This is a genomic window from Mesorhizobium sp. B2-5-13 (assembly GCF_006440535.1).
Taxonomy (GTDB): Bacteria; Pseudomonadota; Alphaproteobacteria; order Rhizobiales; family Rhizobiaceae; genus Mesorhizobium; species Mesorhizobium salmacidum.
The window spans coordinates 280728-301325 of record NZ_VFUI01000005.1; the positions used below are offsets into that span (position 1 = coordinate 280728).

Here is a 20598-nt window from a genome sequence, read left to right on the forward strand (position 1 = left end):
CGCCGCCGTGTCACGCGCTTTCGGGCCGCACAGTCTCCACCGAGAGCGCCCCGGCCGAAAGCGGCCGCAAGAGTTCGGCCTCGGGCTTCGTAAGATCGAGCCAAGCCCGCCAATTTTCAGGCTTGAGCACAACCACCTGGCGGTTGTGATATGGCGCCACGTCCGCCCCGGGATCGGTCGTGAGCATCGTGAAGGTCGGCGGCTTGTTGCCGGTGCCCTCACGCCATAAGCCGGCAATCGCCATAAACGGAGCGCCGTTGAGCGTAAACCGATGTTTGGCCTTTGGATACTTGATGCCAGTGAATTCGAAGAATGCAGACGCCGGGACCAGACACCGGTTGCTGTTTGCGAATTGCCTGCCTTCCGAGCGGAAATTGAACACCGGTCCCCCTTTCGGTCCTGATGGCGGGAACCCGAACGTCATCGATGCAAGTTCTATGACGCCGCCGCCGGCACGCATAATTGGAGCTGGGTCGTTGATGCGAATGTCGTCTGCCTGCGACAGATCGAGTTCGGTCTGATGGTTCGGGATCTTCAACGTCAGCGAGGCCATCATCCGGCAATATTCGGCCCAGAGGACGTGCTGCTCGTAGTCATTGCACATGGGAGCCCCTTCGGCGTTCTTCCAGGAACAGAACGAAGACCTGGACGCTTGACAAGCGCCAGCATTTCTACGCCGACTTTCGGCTCTTGGCTTTGGCGCCGCCCTTGATGCCTTCCTTGGCCAGGCTCTTGCGAAGGACCGAGGCCAGATCGACGACATTCTCTTTTGGTGCGGGCACCGGCTTGGGCGGCGCTTTGCCTTTGCGCTTGGCGTCGATCATGGCGATTAACGCGTCCTCATATGTGTCTTCGAATTTCGACGGGTCGAACTTGGTGACTTTCTTGTCGATCAACAGTTCGGCTATCTCAAGAAGGTCTTCGTCGTATTTATGGCTTTTCAAGCCCTCAAACACGGTCTTTTCCGACGTCATCTCGCTGTGAGCGCGCAATTCGGTCAGCAGCATCCCCTTCTGGAAAGGTTGGATCAGCACCTCGCGCCCGCGCTGGTAGAGCACCACGCAAGAGCGCGCAGCCACGCGCTTGTTCGCCATCGCGTCGCGAAGAACGCAAAAGGCTTCGAGGGAGGCACCGTCCGCCGGGATCAGGTAATAGGGCTTTTCCAGATATCGGGTGTCGATGTCTTCGATCGCGACAAATGAATCCACCTCGAGAGTGTGGGCCGATGTCAGCTTGAGTTTCTTGATCTCGTCAGGCTCGATATTGATGAAATGGTCCTTGTCCACCTCATAACCCTTAACCTGGTCCTGGCTCTCGACGACATCCCCGGTCTCTTCATCCACATACGCGCTTTTGACAGGCAGGCCATCTTCGCGGTTCAAAATCTTGAAGTGGATCTTGGAGGCCTCGCTGGTCGCACCGACAATCTTCACGCCGCACGAAACCGACCCGACCTTCAGGAAGCCCTTCCAAACCGCTCGGGGTGCCGCCATGACGTTGCTCCTTTTGTTGCTGCCAGTAAGAACACTCGAAGTCGTCACCCGTTCCGCCGAAGTGTCACGAGACTCCTCCATCTCGGGCGAGGTTGGCGACAGCATCGACCATGACCGCGAAAATGCTGTCAACTTCCTCCCCATCTCTGTTGCCGATATCCCTTCACGGCATTGCCGATCACGCGTTCACCGGTTCCGCCGAGATCCGGCGTGGCATTGACCGATTCAGGTTGAGTGATCGGAGCCCGTTCCGACCCGGCCGGCTTCGTGCTCGGAACCTTGTCTGGCACGGCATGTTGAGCATGCGGTGGTCAATTCCTCAGCTGCAGTCACCTCCGAGTCCGTCGGCCACGCGGCCGGCTTTTTCATTAGTGTTCAATGGCGGCACAGTTCACTCGGCACCGAAATTGCATCTTGCTATGAGCCTGGGTCACCCCGCCCCGGGCAGTCCCTTGGTTCATCCCTAGGGACGCCCGCCGCTGCCGTGAATGGGGCGGCGGGTTTATTGCGGCCGGCCCTGACCTACGTTGAGGAGGGATCACATCATTAAATGGACCAATTGCGTACCACCCAAATCGCGAATGCGATGGGCATAGACCACCGCTTTACAGAACACGACAGTTTTGGACGTAGCTTCGGCCTCAATCGGTCAACCCGTCGCAACCACTCCAGCCCTCCCGCTGCCGAAAGGTGGCCGGCTTTTTCGCAGCACGGAACCTTGTCCGTCGCTGAAAATTGACCCAACGGCGACAGCGTTGCACCGGCCTGTCGCTGACCAAAGACCCGATCTCTGGTCGGCCCGCACCGCCCGGAGCGGTGCGGGCTCTTCAGCCACGCAGAGACCTGGGGAATTCCCATCGAACCTGAAGGCCAAAAAGCGCCCCGCCGAGATGTGCATTGATGGTCAGGTTCAACGGAGGATAGCGCAATGTCCATCATACTCGATGCGCTGTTGGGAGCCGATGCCTGTGGGTCACGCAAGCTGCATGCGTCGCCTTAACAAAACCCCGCTCTGGGGGTTTCTCGTGAGAGGGCGAGGGTGGGACGCAACGGCCTTGTCAGACCCTGCCTCTGCCTTTGACCGGCTCCGGTTCAATCCGGCCATGTCCCGGCGTCGGCAACTCTGTTCGTGCCGAGGAGTTCCTCCATTCGGCGGTGGTGCCATCCGGAAGACCTACTTGCGTTCCCACCGCGGCAGGCAACACCCTTTCAGCAATTCCATTGGCCGCAGCAGCGCTTGCCTGAGCCCGCCCTGTGGTCAGGAATAGGAATAGGAACCCGCTCCGTGTAGCGTTCTGGAGCGGGTTCCTGCTGCCTCAATGGTGTCTTCTCAAAGCCGCGCCGAGGTCGGCGGCAATGCCTTGGTCGAGCAACAGTAGTGTCTACTGGCCCGCTGATCTGGATAAGCTCCAGCGGGTGTTTGACCGGCTGTGTAGCGAGCGCCGCCTAGCCAAAAAAGACAGGGAACAACGGGAATCCCTGGCTAGGGAAGTGTTCCAGGTTTTCGATGCCGGGACCACGAACGAAGCGGACCTATTGCGGGCCATTTCCAGGCGGGTGAGACGTCCCGCTTGATGGCGGCTTTCTATGTGGCCTTATCCATCCGTGGCGTCTTCCGCGTCGGAGGCTTATAGGGCGTCACCAGTCTGGCGGTATCGGCATCGAGGGTTACGGGAATGCCTAGGTTCACCGTCACGTGATTTTCGTCGATGTGGGTGACGCTGCCAATCAGCTCGATGTGCTGCCCCTTCTGCACCTTCGCTGTTTGATCGACAATCGAATGCGGCTGTCCATAAGAAGGGATGGAAACGCTCACGTGGTCCTCAGTTACCCGCCGCCGGACGGTTGCGGTTATCGCGACCTCATCGCCGATCTTGATGCCCTGAGCCATACGATGATTCTGGGCGGTCAACGGCTTCGTCAAGCAAGTGCTAATACTTGCATTTTGCCACCCCGGTGACACGGCTTAGAGCCGCCAAGTTATCCGGACCAAAACATTCGCGCTCCGAAGACCACGGCAACGCCGACTTGCGCCACAGCCATAACCACGACTAGTTGCGATCTCGAACGGGCCGCCGCCATTTAGTTGGTCGACGATCCCTTCGCGCTATGCACCGATCGCAATTCTTTTTCGATCTGTCGCTGGATGATCCGCGATAGCTCGATGGCCCTCTCCTCGTCACCGACCGGGCTGTTGATAAGTTCGGCGCCGACCCAGCCGTGCGCATAAATCGCTCCGTCCTGCGACAGCTTGTTCAGCAACTTGCACACGCGCCTGACGGTCTTCTCGATTTCCGGCCGGTCGCTGACGAGGTTTGTGTTCAACTCAGGCTGATGGCTTTCGTCCATGTAAAGCATGGCATGTCTCCTATAGGTACTGCTCGCCGTCCCTTTTGTGCTCAAGAGAACCAGTATGGGTCCTGACGAGGCCTGGCAAAACCGAGCCCGGCATGCTTCGCGCAACGGGTTTGCTCGCAGATGTGGCCGAGCGCTCTGGTGCGCTCTCGCGGCGCCGGCGTCATGCCATCGGCAAGCTCGTCGGTTCGTCGCTCATGCGGGATAGATTCCACGATCCGTCTTGACGGGCAAGGAAAATGTTCCTTATTCGTTCTCACGGCACTCGGTGGCCAGCCGGCACCGCTACACGCCTCCCAAGCATGTAGGCCGGGTCGCCGTACCGTCGTGTCGATTGGAGGATAGATGCGAAAGCGCCAAAACAAGCCGACCGGCGAAGCTATGTCGGAACTGGAAATGGCGGCGCAGCATGCCGTTGCCGTTGCTGTGGCCGCGGCGACGCCGTGATCGCACTGCTGAACATTCTGGCCAGGAACGCCGAAATCGAGCGCGAGCTCGCGCTGGCGCGCGCGGCAGTTTCCAACGGCTTCTCTCGCGGCTGGCACAAGGCGCGACCCTAGATGGCAGACACGACCGGAGACAATTTCCGGATCGAATCTGGGACCGAGATGAGAAGACGCATCTCGAAACCATGTGTCGGTCTCCGGATGCCATGGTCAGCCAGCCGCTTGGCAGGCAGCCATCCGGCGCCGCCCCGGCATGCTGCTGATCCACTACAACAGTCGCCATGTCATGGAAAAGATCATCACACCGGGCCAGGTCGTGATTCCGCCGCAAACGATCATCGATGGCAGCGTTCACGCCGGCTTGGATGTTTCCCTTGGCGACCTCCGTGAGTGGCACACTTTGGGGGCCTGGTGCACAAAATGCTCGCATCATGCCATGGTAAAGCCCGAAGGGCTGAGGCGCAATGAGTAGCGGGCTGCATCTTGCCCGAAGGCGTCAACTCAAAAGACGAAATGCGTGCGCTTTAGCCCGGTTTTTACCGGTTGGCTCGTCAAAGCTTCCCCACCTGCTGGAATGTCCAGTATCGATTGGAACCTCCCGAGCTGCTCCGGGAAATCCCGCGCAAGGTGTCTGACCACCCGTGCGTTTTCCATCAGACGGTCGAGATAGAGCCTTGCCACCATCAACTCCAGCGCCCAGGTGCCACGAAGGCTTGCGCAGTACAGAAATTCTTCGTTCAGCAATTCAAACTCAGCTTCCATGGCGGCCAGCTGGTCGGCTGTCACCCCGACAAACTTCTTTCTCGGCACGAAGGGATCCGCCAACTGCGACGCCGGAGTGAGCGTTGAGAGGAGTTGCGCATAGTGGAAGCCCATTCTCTTCAGGGCGATCATGAGCCTTGCCGCTTTGAGCTGCCTTTCCGGAACCATCTTGCGCAAGGACGCGAAGACCTGTGGAGGCACATTCCAATCCTGCAAAAGATCGAGAGCCTCGGGAGAGACTCCATTGACCAGCGGCCTTGGCGCTGAACTGTCCGCGAGCAGGTTCAAAGTAGGCCCTTCGGTTAGGGCCTTCGGCACAGAGGCCAGGCTTTCGGCCGATAGCAGGCGACGGAACGATTCCTGCTTAATCGGATATCGAAACACCTCTGTGATCGTCTCCAGCAGATGCCGAGAGATACTCGCTTCGGCGATCATGTCCCGCGTTCTTTGGCATTCAGCCTGATAGGTTTTGCACAGCCATGGACCGGTGAACCATCTGTTGGGCTCGTGCATCTTTTCCAAAAGCGCTGCGTGTCTTGTGCGGTTATTTTGCAAAATGAGGTCGGCGGCTTCCAAGCCTAAAACTACGCGGCGCACCTTCATGCGGCGTTCCCTACGAATGCTCGCTCAGCCAGCGCAACGAGCGGATCTAGTGATCGGAAAAGAAACGCATCCAGCTTCATTCCATTGTTGACATGGAAATTTCCTTTAAACTCAGAGATTTCGTGTGTCGGAGCGATCAGGTAATCGCGAATGATCAGATTGCCCGGCTGCATTCGGATCAAAACGAAAATATCCGCCCTGGCCTCTCGCACGGCCCTCGAAGACCAGCGGGGATAGGCAGAATGCGAAACGCGACACCGGGCGATCGCGAGCGCTAAGGTCAACTCGCCATTGATGCGGATGAGCTCCGTTTCAGGGCCTTGGGAAGCTCGGCCGCCTACCTGTTCGATCGCGACCAGCAGGTCTTCCATTGCGCGATGGCGGATAGCCTTGAGGCGCCTGTCAATTTCGATGAAATGAGACTTTCTGGGCGGCAGGCAACCGATCAGCTTGTATGCACCGAGCAGACCTCCGAAATGCGCGCTATAGCGATAGCTCGAAGGGCATTCGGGCGCTGCGTTAATGATGTCATAAGACAGTTTCCCATGACGTTTGTGGAGTTTTCGTAGGGCTGCCAGCATATCGTCATCGCTCATGTGAAGATAAAGCGATTTCAATATTTGCTGTGCTTTGTCGAACAATTGGCGACTGATGATAGGTTCAAAGGCGTTGTCCGCTCTGACCCATTGGTCCGGGGGATTGTACACAACCTTGGTTTTGAGTTTGGTGCATCGTCTATTCCAAACGTTGTTCCCGATATATTTCTCATTGGTCAGGACACGGCGCACGCCTTGGCTCTTCCAAGGCCGGCCGAAGTCATTCAGGATCCCCCGGTCATTCAGATCTTTTGCGATTTGAGGTTCGTTTTTGCGTGACCGGACAAACAGGCGAAAGATCAATCGAACAGTGGCTATCTCTTCCGGTGGCCCCGGTACGATGATCACCCGGTCTGTCTGGAAATTCTTGTGTTCGTAGCGGGCGAGGATGAGTTTTGGCTGTCTGAACTGGTCAACCATCAGACGCCTTAGTCCGAGCCCCTGCATGCCGCCTACGTGGAAGCCCATGCGGGCCATCCTCACCTGGCCCAAAAAGACCCTCTGTGACAACATCCGGCTGTACTCTGCAGCCATGCTGCGCTTTATGGCCTTGAGTACATCGGATCCGACGGTGCCATCATTCGCGAATTGCTCGGCGCAAAACTCGATCCGTACACCCGCCATCTGACATCGATATTCGTAGGAAGCGCTTTCATCGACGCTTTGGAACCGGCCCCATCTGCTCACGTCGTAAACGACGACCGTCTCGTAGTCGGCGAGTCCGTGTTCAATGTCGAACAGCAGCTTCTTGAGGCCGGGCCGGCCTTCTATGTGCAACCCGCTACGGCCGGGATCTTCATAGGTGGCGACGATATCGTACGCCATGACCTCGGCATAACTGCGGATTGCATCCTTCTGATTCTCAAGGGAATAAGTCTGGTGCTCGGTGGACATTCGTACATATTGAGCCGCGCGAACCCTTCTCCTCTCCTTAGGAGGTTCGCGGGCCGCAGCAACCTTGTCCATCGCCTTGCACCATCGGGACGATTGTCAATCCTAGCGGTCAGCGCATAGCAATTCCAGTCCAGTTTAATCGAATCGTCCGTCCGGCTAGCTTTCCGCTTTGGAAACCATGGCTTTCAATTACCGGCAAACCTTGTCTCACTTCGTGAGCCGGCGCGCCGCCGTTCCGCCGCAATGCAGCCGCACTCGGGCCATCGCCCCCCGCTTGTCAGTTCCCGGGGCTTCATAGGAGTTCCAGTCATGATCGTTAGAAAGGCTATTTTAGCGGTGCTGGTCACCGCGGCACTCGCGGGCTGCCAGTCGCAGACCGAAGGCCAGCAGCGCGCCACCACGGGTGCGCTATTGGGCGGCGCCGGCGGTGCTCTCGTCGGCCAGGCCATCGGCGGCAATACTAAGAGCACAGTCATCGGCGCGGCCAGCGGCGCGCTGCTTGGCGCCGTCGTCGGCTCCGCCACCACCCCGCAGCGCCGGGAGGACCAGCTCTGCCGCTACCAGGACCGTTACGGCCGCATCTACACCGCGCCTTGCGACGACCGTTACTACAACGGCAATTATTGATGAGCTTCCGACTGTGTGAGCCGGCGCGTTAACGCCGGCTCACACACACCGTCGTTCCGTTGTACGCTTTGCGGGATATGACGGTTTTGCGGCGGGCAGCAGGAGGTCGAGCATGATAAGCCTTGCCGGTGCCCTGAAAAATCGCGGCGGGCATGTAGTGAAGCGGCTGCTTCGCTACGACAACCGCAACTGGCTGAGCATCCGCCAGATCGAAGCCTTCACGGTTTTCCTCGAAGCCGCCAACCGCAAGTCGCGCGACGCGCCCTCCCTGCTTGAGCCGGGAGGACGCGATCTCCGTCGAATGGCTGACCTAGTTGACAGTCATTTGCTTGCGCCATTTCCAAGGCCTGTCGAACGATCCTGCCCATGGGCCGTACTTGGCTTTCCTGGCGTCAGTCTCGGCCTTGTCATAGAAGCCAGCACCGTATTTCGGCCAGTCGACCGCATAGCCCTTCTTGACCACCCATTCGCCGATATCGACACCGCCTGCCGTGCAGACGGCCACCATGCGCCTGAACTGGTCGCGGTCGACCTCGATGCAGGATGTCGGGCGATGCGCCTCGAGAAAGTCCGCCAGCGCGAGAGATGCCTTTTGCCCGCAAGGATATTTCTTGCCGGCGGCGTCAAGGCACAGCTGCGCGCTTTCGGGCGCGTCAATGCCGTTCAAGCGAATTCGCTGCCCGTGAATTTCGATGGTGTCGCCGTCGATGACAGAGGGGACGCCTGACAGCGGCGCGGCCGTGGCAGGCAGAGGAAGGATAAGTAGTGCAGCGGTTAACAGGCAGGCGCCGCTAGGCAATTGCTCAGTCATCTAGTTGTGAGCTTTCCATAGATCATCCATTCGGCCCGACTATGAAGACTGGAGTTATCAAGTCTAGATTCACCGGAGCGTCCGAATGAACATCCATAAGAATGGCCGTCTGACGCCGCTGCGTCGAGAGGAGATGGCGCTGTCGGCGATAGAAGGCGGCCTTTCTCAAGCCCAAGCGGCGTTGAAATATGCGGTGACGGCGAAGATCGTGGCGCGTTGGGTCGAGCGCTATAAAGCTGAGGGCCGGCCGGCATGGCCGACCGCTCGTCGCGACCCAAGCAAATCCCCAGCGCCACCGAACCGCCGATCGTTGAGCGGATCGTGGCGCTGCGGCGCCAGCGCCTCACCGGTCAGGATATCGCGCATGAGGTTGGCGTTCGCCAGCAACGGTGAGCCGGGTGCTTGCGCGTGCGGACTTTCGCGACTGACGGACTTGGAGCTGGCCGAGCCGGTGCTACGCTACGAGCGCGAGCCATCCCCGCCGCATGAAGTCGGTCATGAGTCGATATGAATGAAAGATCCCGCGACAGTCGTGAATGACCGCTGACTTGGAATGACCGCTGAGGTCGGCTTCCCATCGGTTGCGCCGACCCGTCGAATGGCAAAATTCCTCACGCAGCGGGTTGCAGAGCCGCCCTCAGCAGCATTCCGAACAAATCGCGCGGCTCGTCGGGGTCGGCCAACAGGTCGAGTTCCTCATAGAGGCCGGTCGCTTGCAGCTGGTCGCGCACATAGCGCAGCGCCGAAAAATCCTCGATCGCGAAGCCGACTGAATCGAACAGCGTGATCTGCTTGGCGTCTCGGCGGCCTTGCGCCTTGGCGGCAATCACTTGCCAGAGCTCGGTCACGGGATGGTTTGGATCCAGCTGCTGGATCTCGCCCTCGATGCGGGTCTGTGGCGGGAACTCAACGAAAATGTCGGAGCGCAGCAGGATGTCCCTGTGCAGTTCGGTCTTGCCGGGGCAATCGCCGCCGACGGCGTTGATGTGGACGCCGGAACCGACCATGTTGTCGGTGAGAATGGTGGCGCACTGCTTGTCGGCGGTGACGGTGGTGATGATCCCCGCACCTTCGACCGCCTCCTGTCCAGTCCCACAGATGGTGATGTCAAAGCCCATGCCAGCCAGGTTCTTCGCGCATTTTTGTGACGCGGACCGATCCAGGTCATACAGCTTCAGCGTATCGACGCCGGTCAGCGCCTTGAAGGCGATCGCCTGGAATTCCGACTGGGCGCCATTGCCGATGACGGCCATAGTGCGCGTTCCGCTCGGCGCCAGGTACTTGGCGGCGACCGCAGACGTGGCGGCGGTGCGAAGGGCGGTCAGGATGGTCATTTCGGTGAGCAGCATCGGGTAGCCGTTCCCGACGTCGGCAAGTACGCCGAAGGCGGTGACCGTCTGCAAACCCTGGCGCATGTTCTTCGGATGGCCGTTGACGTATTTGAAGCCGTAAAGGCGCCCGTCGCTTGTCGGCATCAGTTCGATAACGCCGTCATGGCTGTGCGAGGCGATCCGTGGCGTCTTGTCGAACAGGTTCCAGCGCCGGAAATCCTCCTCGATGTAGCTGGCGAGCTCGGTCAGGAAGCGCTCGACGCCGATTGCGATCACCAGCTTCATCATGCGATCGACGCTGACGAAGGGTACGACGTTCAGCTTTGCCGTGGTCATAATCAAAAGCTCCCGGAATGGCTGCGGGTCGGGCGGTCCATGATGCGGCGGCCCATCAGGCTGGCCGTCAGGTCGACCATCAGCGTCGCGGTTCGGCCACGCTCGTCCAGAAAGGGATTCAGCTCGACCAGGTCCAGGCTGGAGACGAGCCCGCTATCAGACAGCATCTCCATCACCAGATGCGCCTCGCGGAACGTCGCGCCTCCGGGAACCGTGGTGCCGACTGCCGGAGCGATCGAAGGATCGAGGAAGTCGACGTCGAGACTGACATGCAGCAGTCCGGCTTCCGCAGACACGTGCGCCAGGAAGTCCCGCAGCAGCGGCGCGATGCCATGCTCATCAATGGCGCGCATGTCGTGCACGATCACGCCTGCCTCGTTGAGGGCCCTGCGCTCCGCCGGATCGACACTTCGAAGTCCCATCGTGCAGATACGCGACGGATCGACCGCTGCCGGCAAATCCGGGAAATAACCGGCGAAGCCCTGCTGGCCGCTGGCGTAGGCGAGCGGAACACCATGCAGATTGCCGCTCGCGGTGGTGTCGAGCGTGTGGAAGTCCGGGTGAGCGTCCAGCCACAGCACGAACAGCGGGCGTCCGGTCGCGGCGGCGCGGCGGGCAAGGCCCGATACGGTTCCTGCTGAGACTGAATGATCGCCGCCGAGAAAGATCGGCATGGCATCTTCGCTCGCCGCATAGGCGGCCTCGGAAATGGCGGATGTCCACGCCGAGATTTCAGGCAGAGCCTTCAGCGCCAGGTTGCGGTGCACGACGCGTCTTACCGGGATTGCCTGGACGGCGCCCATATCCTCCACCGCATGGCCGAGGCTGGACAGCACCTCGACAAGTCCGGCGGTTCTCAGCGCGCTCGGCCCCATCTCACATCCCATTCTGCCAGCGCCGTCTTGCACCGGCGCCCCGACGATTTTGCAACGCATTGTTTTTCCCGCGGCCAAGTTCTTATAACCCGCGAGGAGACCATGGCGAGCCGGCGATATGAACGGGCAGAATTGGCAATTCGGGAACAATGTTTAATTGTAATGGCAGCAAAATTGGTCAAAATGGTAACTCGATGGATGCGCTGGACGAACGGCTCGTTACCTTGCTTCGGCATGACGCTCGGCGCAGCGTGTCGGATCTCGCCGTCGATCTCGGCGTCTCGCGCGCTACGGTCAGGGCACGTATGGAGCGGTTGGAACGGTCCGGCGACATCATCGGATACACGGTGGTGCTGCGCGCTGACGCTGTCGACCAGCGCATTCGCGGTATCATGATGATTGAGATCGAGGGGCATGCCGCCGACCGCGTGGTCCGGACGCTGGGGGGCTTCCCCGAAGTTTCGACTATCCATACCACCAATGGCCGCTGGGATCTGGTTGTCGAGCTTGGGACCGCCTCGCTGACTGATTTCGATGCGGTGCTGCGCCGCATCCGGCTCATTGCCGGGATAACAGGCAGCGAAACCAGCCTTCTCCTGGCCACACCGCGCACGACCCGAGCGCGGTTAACCTAGGTATGTCGACTTTTCGCTGCAGTCTTCATCTTCTGGATCAATGAGTCCTGACCCTAGCTGGGCGTAGCCCCCGGAATAAACCTTGCGGGCTTCGCGCGTCGCCGTCTTGGACTTCCCTCCGCCATGTTCTTGGCGAGCCCGACGAACCGGAGGACGGCACGCTTTGGATTCGATTCTAGCCACACGCCCCTGATCGAACTGACGCTGTTTTTCCCGCGAAGCGGCTTCCACAGGGCAGAATCGGTGGCGACTGTCCTGGCATAGCTCGCCGCGGCTAAAGTGACGCCTTGCCCCAGTCCCACCTGGAAGATGACTGTCGCCTGGTTCGCGCGACACGTATGAATGGCCGGCCCGCCATCGGCCGCAATGCGTTCGAGCAGGCACAGGTCCGACGGCGGCCCTTCCACCCCAACCAGGACGAGCAGAGGCATGTCCGCGAGGTCGGACCATCTGAGCACCGGCCTCTCGACAAGAGAATGACAGGACGGCAGGAGCACGAAGAGGCGCTCTTGCCAGAACACTTCGCTGCTGCAGAATTTGGAGGTGCCAATGTGATGTGTGAACATAAGGTCGAAGCGCCTGCGGCGTATTGCAGAAAGGTATTGGCCCGATGGGACATCCTCAATGGTCAGCCTTACGTCCGGGTACAGCTTGCCGAAACGCTCGATGAGGCGTTTGAGGAATTCTCCTCCTGTCACCCAGCACAGCCCAATCCTGAGTGTCTTGGCATCCTTGTTATCGCGCACACCCTCGGCGAAAGCATCGAGCAGGCCGTCGTAGTGAGCCCGCACCGTTTTCGATCCAGGCGCGGCCTGTCTTCGTCAAGCGAACGCCGCGCACATCGCGCTCGAACAGCTGCATGTCGAGAAGCTGTTCGAGTTTGACGACGTTGCGGCTGACCGAGGATTCCTGGACTCTCAGGGCTCTTGCGGCCTGACGCAAGCTGCCGTGATCCATGGCCGCAAAAGCATAGGTCAGCAACTGGATGGCGTTCCCGTTCCGCGTCATGTCCCTCGAGCTTCGTGACCATCGCTGCAGGAGGCGCCTGTCCCACCGCCATGCGATCGGATCCGTATTGCGGACAGGCGGCACTCAGGCGGATCAACAGTCTCGCCTGCCCGCCTGGAGCCTCGCGCAGCTGCCACCCCATGGCTGCGTCACATCGGATTGTCCGTTATGGCGATCGTCGCTGCGTCAGATACGCTGGTCTCGTAGACATATTCATGCGGAATGGCGGGCGCTGACATCTGTGAAGCGTAGAGGTCGAGATTTTCCTTGCTGTTGCTCGCCGCAAGGCTGTAGAAATTGCCGCTGTTCCACGTCATCGTGCAGTACTTGAAATGCGCACCTACGGAGCGCGCCATCTCTGCCAGCGTCACCTCATTGTTGAGCATGGTCCCGAGGACGTCCGTCTTCTTTTTTGCGATTTCGTCCGGGGGAAAGTACCTCGCCTTGAAGCCATAATCCTTCTGGTACTCTCGACGCTGGTAGTCGCTTTCATCGGCCGCCCTGAATTTTTCGACGAAGACGAAGATGCCACCCTCCTTGAGGTGCTGGGTCACGAACTCGATCTGCTTGGGTCTGTTGGGCGAGTACATGAAAGCCCAAAGCTGGCTTTGAATATCCTTGACGAGATCGACAGGCTGGCGGCTGGCCCCTGGGGTGGCTGGCTCGCGCGCGGTACCGATTTCTTTTGGTACTATGAAAACGGAAAGCGCCTGCCGCTGCGCATGGTGGGTGGAGAACTCATCAATCTGGCGACCAGAACGAAGGTAGCTCGCTTCGCGGCTCCCGATATCATTGAGCGGCTGGCGAACCGCAGCCTTATTCCCAACCTGCTCCTTATGTTTCTGGTCCTGTCGATCCTGCCCGGCGTGCGCGCGCTCGGAGGCAGTCACCAGCCGGTCTACTATCCCCTGATGCGCTACGTCATTTGTCGGGCTCTAGAGACCGCAGACATGGATGCGGACCTTCGACGCGCTCTCGCGAGCGATGATGTGCCAGGAGCTTGGGGGCATCGCGTCATTGAATGCGATGAGGATCCATTCGAGTCAATCCGAAAGGGCAGCATAGGCGAAACCAGGGAGGTCATCGACCGCTTCGGCGATATGCCTTTCGCTGATGCCTGTGGAGGTCTGAGCAGTTTCGTTTCTGATCCGTCGTGGACCGAACTTTGCTCACAGCTGCGGGAGCGAGCGATTGCCCCAAGCGTCTTTTCCTAAGAGTGGGCAACTGCCCGTGGCTGCGGTCAAAATGAGCAGCACCTGCCATCGCAAAATCGGAATGGCGCATTCTTGGCGGAAAATAGTCCGCCCGCTTTTGGTGATCCAGGTAAGACGAGCTGCCGTTAGCCGATACGCAAGCAGCACCTACTGGAACTTCTCATACCGGGGCGGCTACGATCGAAGCTCCGGCCTCCGAATGGACCATCTGCTCGTGAGCCCTTCCCTTTCGGACAAGCTCCGCAATGCCGGCGTGGACGTCGAGTTGCGCGGGTGGGACAAGCCAAGCGACCCTGCGCCAGCTTGGATCGAACTCGATTGACCACCACTAAGTCACTCACGCAGCTCCGGAACTGAAATCGCTCCTATGATCGCCCTGCTACGTCTGGCAGAGGTGCAGGCCGGCCGAAGCTCCATACCTGGGCGCAAATCCCGGCAGCTCTCGCGCCGCCGAGTGTCTGGAGGAAGTTGCACATTTAGGTGCCTTGGCAACCGCCGGTAATCAGATGCGTTGACGATCACGCAGATTCTGCACATAGACATTGATGATCAGTGCGACGAGCAGAATGATGCCGCGGATGAGGATTTTCAAAAAACTGTCGATCTGAACGTGATCGAGGCCATTGTTGAGGACGCCCAGTATGCACAGACCGATGATCGTGTTGCCGATCCCGCCACGGCCGCCAAAGAGGCTGGTGCCACCGACCACCACCGCTGCGATGGCGTCAAGCAGATAGCCGTCGAACTCGTTCTGCTGGGCGCTGCCGAAATGGGCCACACCAATCATCCCGGCGACACCGGAACAGACCGCCGAAATGACCATCACCGCGCCCAAGACCAGTTTAACGTTGACACCAGAATATTCCGCTGCTTCGCGGTTGCCACCGACCATGTAGACGTATCGGCCGAAGCGCGTGTAGGTCAAAACGATATGACCGACCAGCAGGAATACGGCCAGCACGATGATGATCCACGGAAAGCCGGCTATCGTGCCGGAACCCATCATCGTAACCAGATCGGGAACCGCATAGGCGATCTGACCGCGCACCAGAAGCGCGCAAATGCCAGCGCCGATCTGCATCATGGCAAGTGTCATGATGAACGAGGGAATTCCAATCAGCGTCGTGCCGAAGGCGTTGACCAGGCCCAGGAAGGCGCAGATGAGCAGCGCCAACCCGATCGCCGCATAGCCCGGCAGGGGGAGGTTGGGAATGTTGACGTAGGATTCCTGCATCGTGAAATAGGCAACGGCGATGCCGGTAGCATTGGCGATAGCCGCTACCGAAAGATCTATCTCGGCGCAGAGGATGACAAAAGTGAGCCCCACCGCGATGACGCCCGTGACGGAAATCTGCGTCAGCACGTTGACCCCGTTGTCGACGCTGAGGAAAGATGGGCTGGCGATGCTGAAGAACGCGAGCAGGATGATCAGCGTCGCGAAAGGCGCAATGTTGCGCATCCGGTTGCGCAGGAAGGCGCCAGCCCGCGACGGGGACCCTTTTACGGCTTCCTGAACCTGCATTGTCATTTGGCGTTCTCCCTCAAGCCGCGTCGAGCAGCCGGTCCTTGCTGATCGTCTCGCCGGCGAACTCGTGCACAATCCGGCCTTTCTTCATGACGATGATACGGTCGGCGAGCGACAGGACGGTTTCGGGCTCGGCCGAGACAACAATGACAGCAAGGCCCTGGTTGCGCAGCGCCCGTACGATCTTCACAACATCGTCTTTGGCGCCAACATCCATGCCTCGGGTCGGCTCGCTCAAGATCAGCACCTTAGGGATGTATGTCAGCCATTTCGCCAGCGCGACCTTCTGCTGGTTGCCGCCGGAAAGACTGGCGAGCAGCGCCATTACATTCGACGGACGGATATTCAGCAGTTCAACATGGCGGCTGGCGATCTCGCGCTCCGCTGCCGGCTTCAACCAGAGGCGCGAGATGCGGCCAAGCACGCTGATCGAGACATTTTTATAGACCGGTTCCTGGTAGAACAGCATGGAACGGCGGCTCTCCGGCACGAAGGCGATTCCCGCGCGGCGAGCGTGCGCCGTGTTGCGAAAACGTTTCGCCGCGCCCTCAATTGACAACGTCCCGGTGCTCGGCTTGAGCTTGCCGAACAATGTCCGCGCCAGTTCGACCTGGCCGCAGCCCATAAAACCATAGATGCCGAGAATCTCGCCGGCCCGCGCGTCAAGCGACACATCGGCGAAGGCGCGCCCCACCGCAAGACCTCGCGCCGAGAGGATTACGGGCGCCGCGGACTTGCTATTAAGTGCGATCGCGCCGGTATAACTTTCCTCCAGCTCCTCGTGACCGCTGCCGATCATACGTTCGATAACCCAGCCTTTGTCGATCAAGGCCGCGGCTTCGGTAACAACACGGCGCCCGTTGCGGAAGATGGTCACCTTATCGGAAACTGATAGGATGTCGTCGAGGAAATGGGAAATGAAGATCATGCTGCGGCCGCTCGCACGAACACCGCGAAGCACCTCGAACAGGCGATGCACCTCTGGCGGCGACAGCGCCGAGGTAGGCTCGTCTAGTATGATGATCCGCGCTCCCGAGAAGAGCACGCGGGCGAGTTCGACCAGTTGCTGGAGGCCGATCGACAATGATCCCATCGACGCGCGGGGATCGACCTCGATGCCAAGATTGGCGAGTTGTTCCCGGGCTGCGGCCATCATACCGGACCAATCGATCAGTCCCGCCTTCGTCGGCTGTTTTCCAAGAAAGACATTTTCGGCAACTGTGAGATCGGGAACGACGCTCAGTTCCTGATGCACCATGCCGATGCCCGCCGCAAGCGCATCACGGGCCGAGCGGAAATGGACCTGCTCTCCGTCGATGAACATGCGGCCGTTATATTCGGCGTGCACACCGGCGATGATCTTCATCAGGGTTGATTTGCCGGCGCCGTTTTCCCCAACGAGCCCATGGATCTCGCCGGCGCGCAACACGAAATCCACATCCTGCAGCGCCACCACGCCGCCGAAGGATTTCGATATCCCATCCATGCGAAGGCGCGGCGCGACCGCTCGCACGGAGGCTTCAGCTTGAGCGTTCATTCTGTCCGCGTGGCGATTTTCCAGTGCTGCGCGAATGGCTGGCGGATGATCCGCCAGCCATTTGGGACGAAGATCAGATCAGGAAATGGTCTTCCATCCATTGCATGCCGGAGGCATTCTCCTTGGTAACCACGGGACCGTCGGTTACGACGCTTTTCGGAATTCCTTCGCCTGACTTCTCGCCACCTGTCACCGCGGCGACGCCGGCTACAATGGCGCCGCCATGAATACGGCAGGACGGATTGCGCACGGTGGCGTGCATGCGCCCTTCGGCAACGGCGGCTATGGCAGGGGGCATGGCGTCGCAACCGCCGATCTTGATGTTGATACGGTTATGGGCCTTCATGACGTTGTACGCTGCAAGCGCCATGTCGTCGTTGTGGAAATAGGCCGCGTCAATCTGCGGATATTTCGTAAGATAGGTCTCCCATAGCCGCGCCACCTTGGTGACGTCCCAGTCGGCCGGCTGGTTTTCCAGAACCTCGATGTCGGGATGCTGTTTGACGATTGATTCGAAGCCCCGGTTTCGCCCTTGGGCGCCCGTGTGGCCGAGCGCGCCCTGCGTGGTGATGACCTTGCCCTTGCCGCCGATGGCGGTGATGAGCGCCTGGGTCACCGATGATCCCATGAATTCATTATCAGGCGCGAGGAAGCTGTGCACATTGATCTTGTCGAGTGGCGCAATCAGGGTGTCCATGTCGATGACAGGGATCCCGGCGTCGATCATCTTTTGCACCGGCTGCACCAGCGTGCCGATACCAAAGGCCTGGATCGCCACGAAATCCCATTTCTGGGAAGCCATGTTGTCGATCGCCGCGCGCTGCTTTACGGCATCGAGTTCCCCGTCGAACCAAGTCACCTCGACGTTGAATAATTTGCCCCAGTATTCCGCCGCTGCCTTACCTTGGGCGCACCATGTCGCCTGAAGTCCGGCGTTGGAGAACGCTGCCTTGAGCGGTTTTTCGGAACGCCCGGAGGCCGTGGCGGCGGCGCGAGCCTGGCTGATCCCGAAGCCGCCCAGAAGTGCAGCGGCACCGCCAACAGCCGCTAAGGTCAGAAGATTGCGTCGGTCATCGTCTATTTTGTTTTTCATAATTCCTCCCAGTATGGCTCATGGAAGTGCGAGCCATACGGCCATTATGGCCCCGCCGATCTTGTGGTCAAGGTTCCGAGACAACGTCGTTCGGCATCCTCACGGAATCCAGGGTTAGTGGCACTACAGCCCTGGCGCGTTCAGGAACCGACCATTCCCTAAGATCGACAAAGCAATGACCGAGGACGCAAAGACCCGCTCCAGTACGCTACACGCAGCGGGCTTCCTCCTTCTTGGAACACGGGCTCAGGCGAGGCGGTGCTCCGGGTCAGGAGACTGCACAATCTAGAGGAGGTCCCAGGCTCGACGGGTATGCAAGTAAGTCTTCCGGATAGCTCCGCCGCCGAATGGTGGCATGCCTGGTCGGCACCGCAACTCTTGTAGAGATGGCTTGTATTCATCCCGCTTCGCCATCATGGTTGGATTGCCGGGAGGAAACCGGTGTGGCCCGGTTGCACTTCCCCGAAGAAGCTAGTCCCCCCGATGCAACCGGGCCGCTGATTTGGCCAGCCTGTTGAGTCCCGACCTGCCATCGTTCCTGACGTGACTGCGGCGTGTGAAGACGCGCGCCTGCGTCGATCGATAAATCGATGCGCTGCGACCGACAGCCGCCATGATCCAATGGCCCGCACTCGCTCAAAGCCTAGCCTCGCCTCCTGCGTTTTTGGCCTCAACATTTCACTCTAAATAGTGCGCGCGAAGCGGCAGACGCGGTCTCCCAAAAGGCGTTGCTGGCGCAGGGAGACCTCCATTGGGCGCAGGTGGGAAGTGGTCAATACACCCGTTTGGTCTACTGTCGAGGTCATCGCAACCACTCTACAATTTGCGTGTTGTTTCGGCACGCAAATCAACGGAGTCACCGATGAGACCCGAACTGTTTTCAAAGCCCGTTCCAGTATTTGTCGGGATGGGCTTCCCGCGCGATATTGTGTCGGTAGTGGAGGCCTACGAAATGCTGAATGAGTGGCCGGGCAGCCGCAGCCCGACATTCACAGCCGCGCTCTGTGTTTGCCAATCTGCTTTGGTCGGTGACAAAGACGTCGAAACAGCGCGCATTGCCTTCGAAGCTTTTGCGCTTGCCCGCGGCATCCTCGCGCCCGACGCGCTCGAAGTGGCGGCGGCACGTGCTGCTGATGAGTGGCTGACAGCTTGAGCATGGCACTCATTCACCGGCCGCAGGTCGGGCCGCAGCGGATAGAGTTCGCGCCATGATATCCGGCGCCGCACGGTCTGCAGTTCGGCCACTGGCCAATCCTTGATAGCTGTAGTTGTACGGCTCCAGGGCAAAGAGGGGTGATACGACATTCGTGCAAGGCACGACCGTGGCGAACCGCCTAACGGAAGGCATCTTTGCGACAAACCGCACGGTTGCCAAACACATGCTGGTCGCCATCAAGAAACTGCTATGGGTCGCGATTGAGGTCGAGAAGTGGATCAAGCCGCAAAACGATCCCGCATTGTCCATCCGCGTGCGGGTGCCTAGATCCACCAAGAATCCCGCTTGGCCGATTGCGGTTCGCGAGAAGTTCGAGGCACGGCATCCAGTCGGCACGGCCGCGCGCACCTGCTATGCCCTAGGCTTTTGGCTCGGAAACCGTCGCGGCGACGTCGCCGCCTTGGAGTGGGAGGATCTCGTAGCCGAGGAGATTGAACTGTTCGACGGTTCGCTCGAGTTGATCGAAGCCTTTGGCTTTCGTCAGAAGAAGAATCGCAATCGCCACGGCGGAAGAGAGATGTTCATTCCAATCGTTGACAAACTGGCGGCGGCCTTGGAACCACTCGATCGCTCGGCGGGTGGCACCGTCCTGAAAAATGCTTACGGACGGGCCTTCTCGGAGAAGAGCCTGAGCGGGATGATGCAGCACTGGACGCGCCAGGCGGAAATTCCCCACGGGTACACGCTTCACGGTTTGCGCCGTACATTCGGCACATACCTCGCGGAATGCAACGTTCAGGCGCACGCCATCATGGAGGCAATGGGGCATTCCTCTATGACCGTAACGGACGACTACGTGCTTGAGGCAAACAAGAAGCGGATCGCGGTCGACATCGCTCGTGCGATCAACGAGCGCGAGGCCAAACGCGACGCCATGAAGCGCCGAGCGGCAGTCCGAGTCGTCAAGTGATCAGATCGAGCTGGAACAAAAGGTGGCCGCCACAGCATACCCGGGCCATAAAGGGCCCAAAACATTTTGGGCCGAGGCCAGTTTTCATCAACGAAATCAATGGTTATGGTGGGCCCGGAGGGTGCGCTCTGGCCATTGATTTCATTGGTCTTTTCGTGGACCAATTCAGCAACTCTTCCCGTATCGTTCCGTATGGTCCCGCAGCCGCGCGCGGTTCATCGGCAGGCTTCGCCGCTCCAATACACCATATCTTGGTTCATCTTCGATCGGTTCGACGCAATGCGCCTTGCCGAAATCGCTGTGATTCAGGATTGCGCGATGTTGCACCTTT

The 20598-nt window shown here is 59.5% G+C and carries 19 protein-coding genes and 1 pseudogene; 6 read left to right on the forward strand and 14 right to left on the reverse strand.

The features are described from left to right. Window positions 1-10: 10 nt before the first annotated feature. The 4 genes from FJ434_RS11755 to FJ434_RS11775 form a co-directional block, all read right to left on the reverse strand. Complete coding sequence (locus FJ434_RS11755; protein ID WP_140747040.1) at window positions 11-604, reverse strand: SOS response-associated peptidase; 594 nt, start codon at window positions 602-604, stop codon at window positions 11-13. A gap of 67 nt (window positions 605-671) precedes the next feature. Continuing rightward, window positions 672-1493, reverse strand: a complete 822-nt coding sequence (locus FJ434_RS11760; protein WP_140508204.1) for a Ku protein — start codon at window positions 1491-1493, stop codon at window positions 672-674. A gap of 1585 nt (window positions 1494-3078) precedes the next feature. Beyond that, complete coding sequence (locus FJ434_RS11770) at window positions 3079-3384, reverse strand: hypothetical protein (protein ID WP_140747043.1); 306 nt, start codon at window positions 3382-3384, stop codon at window positions 3079-3081. Window positions 3385-3575: 191 nt separating this feature from the next. Continuing rightward, on the reverse strand, window positions 3576-3851 hold the full coding sequence (locus FJ434_RS11775) for a hypothetical protein (protein ID WP_140747047.1): 276 nt from the start codon (window positions 3849-3851) through the stop codon (window positions 3576-3578). A gap of 696 nt (window positions 3852-4547) precedes the next feature. Here FJ434_RS11775 and FJ434_RS30190 point away from each other — a divergent pair. Next, complete coding sequence (locus FJ434_RS30190) at window positions 4548-4766, forward strand: hypothetical protein (protein WP_246672780.1); 219 nt, start codon at window positions 4548-4550, stop codon at window positions 4764-4766. A 29-nt stretch (window positions 4767-4795) separates the two neighbouring features. On the opposite strand, the gene FJ434_RS11790 is transcribed toward FJ434_RS30190, so the two are convergent. Both FJ434_RS11790 and FJ434_RS11795 read right to left on the reverse strand, forming a co-directional pair. Then, on the reverse strand, window positions 4796-5659 hold the full coding sequence (locus FJ434_RS11790) for a plasmid partitioning protein RepB C-terminal domain-containing protein (RefSeq protein ID WP_140714508.1): 864 nt from the start codon (window positions 5657-5659) through the stop codon (window positions 4796-4798). Beyond that, window positions 5656-7221 (reverse strand): recombinase family protein, encoded by a 1566-nt coding sequence (locus FJ434_RS11795; protein ID WP_140508132.1) that lies wholly within the window; start codon window positions 7219-7221, stop codon window positions 5656-5658. Before FJ434_RS11795 ends, FJ434_RS11790 begins: the two co-directional genes overlap by 4 nt. A 237-nt stretch (window positions 7222-7458) precedes the next feature. On the opposite strand from FJ434_RS11795, the gene FJ434_RS11800 reads away from it, so the two are divergent. Next, on the forward strand, window positions 7459-7776 hold the full coding sequence (locus FJ434_RS11800; RefSeq protein ID WP_140508130.1) for a YMGG-like glycine zipper-containing protein: 318 nt from the start codon (window positions 7459-7461) through the stop codon (window positions 7774-7776). Between the two features lie 310 nt (window positions 7777-8086). Here the strand turns inward: FJ434_RS11800 and FJ434_RS11810 are convergent, their stop codons facing one another. Further along, window positions 8087-8443, reverse strand: a complete 357-nt coding sequence (locus FJ434_RS11810) for a thermonuclease family protein (RefSeq protein WP_246675973.1) — start codon at window positions 8441-8443, stop codon at window positions 8087-8089. 229 nt (window positions 8444-8672) lie between these two features. Between FJ434_RS11810 and FJ434_RS11815 the strand changes: the two are divergent. Further along, window positions 8673-9059, forward strand: a pseudogene (locus FJ434_RS11815) (leucine zipper domain-containing protein); the annotation flags it as partial. 139 nt (window positions 9060-9198) lie between these two features. Here FJ434_RS11815 and FJ434_RS11820 read toward each other — a convergent pair. Continuing rightward, window positions 9199-10254, reverse strand: coding sequence for an ornithine cyclodeaminase (locus FJ434_RS11820; RefSeq protein WP_140747053.1), 1056 nt, complete (start codon window positions 10252-10254; stop codon window positions 9199-9201). Between the two features lie 2 nt (window positions 10255-10256). Further along, window positions 10257-11189, reverse strand: a complete 933-nt coding sequence (gene rocF / locus FJ434_RS11825) for an arginase (protein ID WP_140747056.1) — start codon at window positions 11187-11189, stop codon at window positions 10257-10259. A 134-nt stretch (window positions 11190-11323) separates the two neighbouring features. On the opposite strand from rocF, the gene FJ434_RS11830 reads away from it, so the two are divergent. After that, window positions 11324-11764, forward strand: coding sequence for an Lrp/AsnC family transcriptional regulator (locus tag FJ434_RS11830; protein ID WP_140508126.1), 441 nt, complete (start codon window positions 11324-11326; stop codon window positions 11762-11764). Window positions 11765-11817: 53 nt separating this feature from the next. Here FJ434_RS11830 and FJ434_RS11835 read toward each other — a convergent pair whose 3' ends face one another. The 5 genes from FJ434_RS11835 to FJ434_RS11865 all read right to left on the reverse strand — a co-directional run bounded on the left by FJ434_RS11835 (window position 11818) and on the right by FJ434_RS11865 (window position 18141). Next, window positions 11818-12555, reverse strand: coding sequence for a LysR family substrate-binding domain-containing protein (locus FJ434_RS11835; RefSeq protein ID WP_140747059.1), 738 nt, complete (start codon window positions 12553-12555; stop codon window positions 11818-11820). A gap of 366 nt (window positions 12556-12921) precedes the next feature. Continuing rightward, window positions 12922-13662 (reverse strand): hypothetical protein, encoded by a 741-nt coding sequence (locus FJ434_RS29765; protein ID WP_181165893.1) that lies wholly within the window; start codon window positions 13660-13662, stop codon window positions 12922-12924. Window positions 13663-14488: 826 nt separating this feature from the next. Then, complete coding sequence (locus FJ434_RS11855) at window positions 14489-15514, reverse strand: ABC transporter permease (RefSeq protein ID WP_140714496.1); 1026 nt, start codon at window positions 15512-15514, stop codon at window positions 14489-14491. A gap of 13 nt (window positions 15515-15527) precedes the next feature. Then, window positions 15528-17048 carry a sugar ABC transporter ATP-binding protein gene (locus tag FJ434_RS11860; protein WP_246678271.1) on the reverse strand — a complete coding sequence of 507 codons (1521 nt, stop codon included), beginning with the start codon at window positions 17046-17048 and terminating at the stop codon, window positions 15528-15530. A gap of 73 nt (window positions 17049-17121) precedes the next feature. Further along, window positions 17122-18141 (reverse strand): sugar ABC transporter substrate-binding protein, encoded by a 1020-nt coding sequence (locus FJ434_RS11865; RefSeq protein ID WP_140714494.1) that lies wholly within the window; start codon window positions 18139-18141, stop codon window positions 17122-17124. Window positions 18142-19003: 862 nt separating this feature from the next. Here FJ434_RS11865 and FJ434_RS11870 point away from each other — a divergent pair. Further along, window positions 19004-19294 carry a DUF982 domain-containing protein gene (locus FJ434_RS11870; protein ID WP_140714492.1) on the forward strand — a complete coding sequence of 97 codons (291 nt, stop codon included), beginning with the start codon at window positions 19004-19006 and terminating at the stop codon, window positions 19292-19294. Window positions 19295-19448: 154 nt separating this feature from the next. Beyond that, window positions 19449-20267 (forward strand): site-specific integrase, encoded by an 819-nt coding sequence (locus FJ434_RS11875; RefSeq protein ID WP_246675970.1) that lies wholly within the window; start codon window positions 19449-19451, stop codon window positions 20265-20267. Window positions 20268-20598: the final 331 nt, after the last annotated feature.